This is a genomic window from Pseudoalteromonas sp. S2721 (assembly GCF_005887425.1).
Classification (GTDB): Bacteria; Pseudomonadota; Gammaproteobacteria; order Enterobacterales; family Alteromonadaceae; genus Pseudoalteromonas; species Pseudoalteromonas simplex.
This window is the reverse complement of the sequence record NZ_PNCZ01000067.1, coordinates 1-474: the sequence shown is the minus strand read 5'-3', so window position 1 is coordinate 474 and position 474 is coordinate 1. Positions and strand designations below refer to the sequence as shown.

At 43.0% G+C, this 474-nt stretch carries 1 protein-coding gene; it reads right to left on the bottom strand.

Annotation, left to right across the window (positions count from 1 at the left end; all coding sequences use genetic code 11):
- Positions 1 to 14: 14 nt before the first annotated feature.
- A partial coding sequence (locus tag CWC02_RS19080) for an IS630 family transposase (RefSeq protein WP_138619806.1) occupies positions 15 to 474 on the bottom strand: 460 nt, incomplete at its 5' end.

Below are 474 nucleotides of genomic sequence, written 5' to 3'. Positions count from 1 at the left end.
ATACGGCGATCCGATCAAGAGGAAGGGGGCCTGGTGTGTGAAGGATCGTTTCCAGCTGGAAGTTTTTTAAAAGCCTCTTGGCTCTGTAATGATTGTTTTGGGTGTTTAGAGCGGCTTGTGATCCAACTAAAGCCAAGTTGCTTTAGAATTTTATAGACATGATTTAAGTGGTAATGAACACCAAATTCAGTGTGAATGTAATGCACAATGTCTTCACCGGTAAGGCGGCCACCACGTAGTTCTGTGTTCGTGCGCTTTATAAATTCAGACAGTTGTTCAAGTTGCCGCTGTTGCAGCCTTGATGGACGTCCTTGAATAGGCTTATTGTCTAAACCATCAAGCCCATACTCTAGGTAACTAGAAACCCATTTATTCACACTACTTCTTGCAGTGTTTAGACGTTTTGCAATATCGGTTCGGCTATTACCCTCATAAAATAAAGACACTTCGAGCAATCGCATGCGTTTTCGTGCC